We start from the raw sequence: 5326 nt of genomic DNA, 5'->3' as shown, positions 1-5326 counted from the left end.
CCCGCCGGCGTCGGCACCACGACGACCGAGACCGTCGCGCGCGACGAGAGAACCAAGGAGGCGCGCGCGGGCCACGGCACCGGCCGCCCGTCGCCCGCCCGCCCGACCCGTCGCCGCCGGAAGCCCCGCTGGGTCAGCAACGCGATCGCGATCGTCTTCAGCCTCGTCTGGCTGTTCCCCGTCTACTGGATGGTCAACACGGCGTTCAAGCCGCGCCCCGAGGTGATGACGGCGACCCCGCTGTTCTGGCCGCAGAACCCGACCCTCGACAACTTCGTCGTCGCGGTCACGCAGTCCGACTTCTTCACGAACCTGCGCAACAGCGTGATCGTCGTGGTCGGCGCCGTCGTCTTCTCGATCGTTCTCGGCCTGTTCGCCTCGGCCGCCCTGTCGCGGTTCCGGTTCCGCGGGCGGCGCACGATCATGGTGTTCATCCTGATCGTGCAGATGCTGCCGGCGACGGCCCTGCTGATCCCGCAGTTCCTGATCTTCAACAGCCTCGGGCTGCTCGGCACCTACGGCGGGCTCATCCTGGCGTACGTCGCGTCGACGTTGCCGTTCTCGATCTGGGTGATGCGCGGGTTCTTCCTGGCGATCCCGGTCGAGGTCGAAGAGGCCGCGCAGCTCGACGGCGCGAGCACCTGGCAGGTGCTGACGCGCATCATGTTCCCGCTCGTGCTGCCCGGCATGATCGCGACCAGCATCTTCGCCTTCATCGCGGCGTGGAACGACTACCTCGTGGCCTACACGTTCATGAAGGACCAGTCGATGTACACGCTTCCGGTCTGGCTGGCCTCGTTCAGCACGCCGACCAGCGGCACCGACTTCGGCGGGCAGATGGCGGCCTCGGTGCTGTTCTCGCTGCCGGTCGTCGTCTTCTTCATGATCATCCAACGCAACCTGGTGACCGGCATGTCCGCCGGCGCCGTGAAGGGCTGACCCCGTGACGAACGCACCCTCGACCCCCTCGACCCCCGCGCGGGCCGACACCGGGACGCCCGAGACCGCACCGGTCGCGATCGTGCCCCGCCCGGCGAGGCTGACCCGCGCCTCCGGGGCGTTCCGGCTCGACTCGGCGACGCGCGTCTCGGCGCCCGACGAGCTGGCGGGCGTCGTCGCCTGGCTGCAGCAGGCGCTGCGCCCGGCGACCGGGTTGCCACTGCGCGAGGGCAGCGCCGACGGGACCGGCATCTCGTTCGACCTGGACGCCTCGCTCGGAGCGGAGGCCTACCGGCTGGAGGCGCGACCCGCCGGGGTGCGCATCACCGGTGGCGACGCGGCCGGCGCGTTCCACGGGGCGCAGGTGCTGCGTCAGCTGCTGCCCGCGGCCGCGTACCGCTCGGCTCTCGTGCCCGGCGTCGACTGGGTCGTTCCCGCCGTCGACGTCGAGGACCGGCCGCGCTTCGGCTGGCGGGGGACGCACCTCGACGTGGCCCGGCACTTCCTGCCCAAGCACGACGTGCTGCGCTTCGTCGACCTGATGGCGCTGCACCGGCTGAACACGCTGCACTGGCACCTCACCGAGGACCAGGGCTGGCGCATCGAGATCACGAAGTACCCGCGCCTCACCTCGGTCGGTGCCTGGCGGGAGTCGTCGCAGGTGGGGGCCGGGCCGGACGCGACCCAGGACGGTCGGCCGCACGGCGGCTTCTACACGCAGGACGACATCCGCGAGGTCGTGGCCTACGCCGCGGCCCGCCACATCACGGTCGTGCCCGAGGTCGACGTGCCGGGCCATTCGATGGCGGCGATCACGGCGTACCCGCACCTGGGCGTCGGCGCCGTCGAGGTCGGCGGCAGGCCCGTCGCGGAGCCGCGACGGATCGCCGTCGGCACCGAGTGGGGCATCTTCGAGGACGTCCTCAACACCGAGCAGTCGACGGTCGACTTCTACACCGACGTGCTCGACGAGGTGATGGAGCTCTTCCCGGGCACCTGGATCGGCATCGGCGGCGACGAGTGCCCGAAGGCCCAGTGGCAGGCCGACCCGCGCACGCAGGAGCTCATGCGCGAACGCGGCCTCGCCGACGAGGAAGAGCTGCAGGCGTGGTTCATCGGTCGGCTCGACGCGCATCTCACGGCCGCCGGGCGACGCACCTTCGGCTGGGACGAGATCCTCGAGGGGAACTCGACGATGTCGCCCGGCGCCACGGTCGCGTCGTGGCGGGGCATGACCGGGGCCGTCACGGCCGCGCAACGCGGGTACGACGTCGTCGCCTGCCCGGACGACCAGGTCTACCTCGACTACCGGCAGTCCGACGGCCCGGACGAGCCGATCCCGGTGTCGATCCCGTTGACCCTCGCCGACGTGTACGCGTTCGAGCCGGTGCCGGCCGTCCTCGACGAGGCCGAGGCCCGTCACGTGCTCGGCGGCCAGGCCAACATCTGGACCGAGCACATGGACTCGCCCCGCACCGTCGACTTCTTCGCCTTCCCGCGGTTGTGTGCCGTCGCCGAGGCCCTGTGGACGACCGAGCCCCGCGACTTCGACGACTTCTCCACACGCCTCGCCGTGCACCTCGGACGCCTCGACGCGATCGGCGTCGAGTACCGGCACGAGTCGGGGCCGCTACCGTGGCAGCAGCGTCCGGGCGTGCCCGGACGGCCGGCCTCGCGGGAAGAACGCGAGGCGTACATCGCGTCGGTCGTGGCGAACATCACCTGACGCCGCGTCAGCAAGGAGCCCCCATGGAGATCGTCATCGTCCGCGACGCCGACGAGGTCGGCCGCGTCGCCGCCCTCAAGATCGCGTCCGTCGTCCAGCGCGACCCCGAGGCCGTGTTGGGGCTCGCGACCGGGTCGTCGCCCACCGGCATCTACGCCTCGCTCGCGGCCCGGGTCGCGGCGGGCGAGCTCGACTTCTCCCGCGCCTCCGGGTTCGCGCTCGACGAGTACGTCGGCATCCCGCTCGAGCACCCCGAGAGCTACGCGTCGGTGATCGAGCGCGACGTCGTCGTGCCCCTGGGCATGGACGCGTCGAAGGTGCGCGTGCCCGACGGGCGAGCGAGCGACATCGAGGCCGCGGTCGTCGACTACGAGCAGGCCATCGCCGACGCGGGCGGCATCGACATCCAGATCCTCGGCATCGGCGCGAACGGGCACATCGGCTTCAACGAGCCCACCTCGTCCTTCGCCTCGCGCACCCGCATCAAGACGCTCGCGCCGCAGACCCGAGCCGACAACGCGCGGTTCTTCGACGACCCGTCGCAGGTGCCCACGCACTGCCTGACCCAGGGGCTCGGCACGATCCTCGACGCGCACGAGGTCGTGCTCGTGGCGCAGGGGTCGGCCAAGGCGTCGGCCGTCGCGGGCATGGTCGAGGGGCCGCTCGGCGCGATGTGCCCGGGCAGCGCGTTGCAACTGCACCGGCACGCCACGATCGTCGTCGACGAAGCCGCGGCGTCGTTGCTGCAGCTGGCGGACTACTACCGCTACACCTACGCGAACAAGCCCGTGTGGCAGCGCTTCGAGTAGCTCGGCCCTCCTCTCGACGACCGTGGTGCTCCCGTGACGGCGGCGGCGCCCTCGTGACGACGGCGGTGTCCTCGTGACGACGCTGGTGCTCGCGGGCGGGACGGTCTGGGACGGGTCCGGAGGCGCGGGTCGCGTCGCGGACGTCGTCGTGCGCGACGGCGTGGTCGCGGCCGTGGGGCCCGGGGCCGCGGCGTCCGTGGGTGACGGGCGCCGCGCCTCCTCGTCCGGGGTGCCGGACGGTGTCGAGCTGGTCGACGCGAGCGGGCTCGACGTGCTGCCGGGGTTCGTCGACGTGCACGCCCACGACGATGCCGCGCTGTTCCGTCCGGGAGGGGTCGCGCCCAAGACCGGGCAAGGCGTCACCACCACGATCGTCGGCAACTGCGGCCAGGGTGTCGCGCCGTCGCCGACCGACCTGCGAGACCGTTCGCTCGAGGACTACTCGCGGCCGGTGCTCGGCGGGTTCCCCGCGCGACGATGGGCGACGTTCGCCGACTACGTGCGGACGCTGGCCGAGGGCGACGTCGCCGGGACGTTCGGCCTGCACGCCGCGACCCTCGTCCCGCACGCCCCGCTGCGGGCGGGCGTGCTCGGCTTCGAGCGACGTCCGGCCGACGCCGCCGAGCGGTCGCTCATCGCGGCGTCGGTGGGCGAGGCACTCGACGCCGGGGCCCTCGGCGTCTCGCTCGGCCTCATGTACGCACCCGGCGACGCCGCCGACCGGCCCGAGCTCGTCGCCCTGGCCAGGGAGTGCGCGGTGCGGGGCACGCTGCTGGTCGCCCACGTCCGCAACGAGGCCGACGGGCTCCGCGACTCGATCGACGAGCTGGCCTCGCTGGGGCGCGAGACCGGGGCCGCCGTCCACGTCAGCCACCTCAAGGTGACCGGGCCGCGGAACGTCGGCGGCATGCCCGCGATCGTCGACCACCTCGACGCCCTGCGCGACGACGGCGTCGACGTCAGCGCGGACGTCTACCCCTACGACGCGGGCAGCACGACGGTCGCGTCGCTGTTCCCGCCGGCCACGGCCGACCGCGGGGTCGAGAGCCTGCTCGAGGCGCTCCGACCCGGCACGCGCTCGCGGAGGGATGTGCTCGGCGGGCTGCTCGAGCCCTGGGCGGACTCGACGCTCGAGAACCAGTACGCGGCGATCGGCCCCGCACGGATCTCGCTGGCGGGGTTCACGCGACCCGAGCACGCGGGCTTCGAGGGGTGGTCGTTGTCCGACATCGCCGCGTCGGTCGGGGCCGACCCGCGCGAGGTGCTCGCCGACCTCGTCCTCGCCGAGCGGGGCGCCCTGACCGTCATCGTGTTCCACACCGACCTCGAGGGCATGCGGACGGCCCTGGCCTGGCCGCACACCCTGGTCGGGTCGGACGGTCTGCCGCGCGAGACCGGCACCGTGCACCCCCGCCTGTACGGGACGTTCTCGCGCGTGCTCGACGAGTACGCCGGGTCGGGGCCGCAGGCCGTGCTGTCGAGGGGCGAGGCGATCGCGCGCCTGTCGACCCGCGCCTCCTCGCGGTTCGGGCTGGAGGGCAGGGGTGCCGGTGCCGGTGTCGGTGTCGGTGCGGGTGTCGGTGCGGGTTCGGGTGGGGGTGCTGGTGCGGGCGGCGTCGCGGGAGGCGGCGGGGCCGTGCGCCGGGCAGGAGGCGCGCTCGGCATCGCCCCCGGGGCCGTCGCCGACCTCCAGCTGGTCGACCCCGGGGCCTATGCCGACCGGGCCACCTACGCGACGCCCCGACTGGGCCCCTCGGGGTTGGTCGGCCTCTGGGCCGCCGGCCGCCGCCTCCGCTGACCCGCCCCCGCCCGACCCGCCCGCCCGCCCCGCACCCCGGGTTCGCCGCCGACG

The 5326-nt window shown here is 73.3% G+C and carries 4 protein-coding genes; all 4 read left to right on the top strand.

Features of this window, described 5'->3' with window-relative positions:
• Positions 1-939 (top strand): carbohydrate ABC transporter permease (locus SZ60_RS12850; RefSeq protein ID WP_197073567.1); only part of this gene is annotated, 939 nt, incomplete at its 5' end.
• A gap of 4 nt (positions 940-943) precedes the next feature.
• Entirely contained in the window at positions 944-2665 is a 1722-nt protein-coding gene (locus SZ60_RS12845) for a beta-N-acetylhexosaminidase (RefSeq protein WP_197073566.1), read from the top strand.
• Positions 2666-2688: 23 nt separating this feature from the next.
• Positions 2689-3474 (top strand): glucosamine-6-phosphate deaminase, encoded by a 786-nt coding sequence (gene nagB / locus SZ60_RS12840; protein WP_043596523.1) that lies wholly within the window; start codon positions 2689-2691, stop codon positions 3472-3474.
• 73 nt (positions 3475-3547) lie between these two features.
• A complete protein-coding gene (locus tag SZ60_RS12835) occupies positions 3548-5272 on the top strand; it encodes an amidohydrolase family protein (RefSeq protein ID WP_043596522.1) in 1725 nt (574 codons plus the stop codon).
• Positions 5273-5326: the final 54 nt, after the last annotated feature.

Source organism: Frigoribacterium sp. MEB024, assembly GCF_000878135.1.
Lineage (GTDB): Bacteria > Actinomycetota > Actinomycetes > Actinomycetales > Microbacteriaceae > Frigoribacterium.
This window is presented reverse-complemented; position numbering and strand designations above follow the sequence as displayed.

Excerpts from the sequence above, each read along its gene's own strand:
- nagB (WP_043596523.1), top strand. The coding sequence starts at position 2,689 with ATGGAGATCGTCATCGTCCGCGACGCCGACGAGGTCGGCCGCGTCGCC.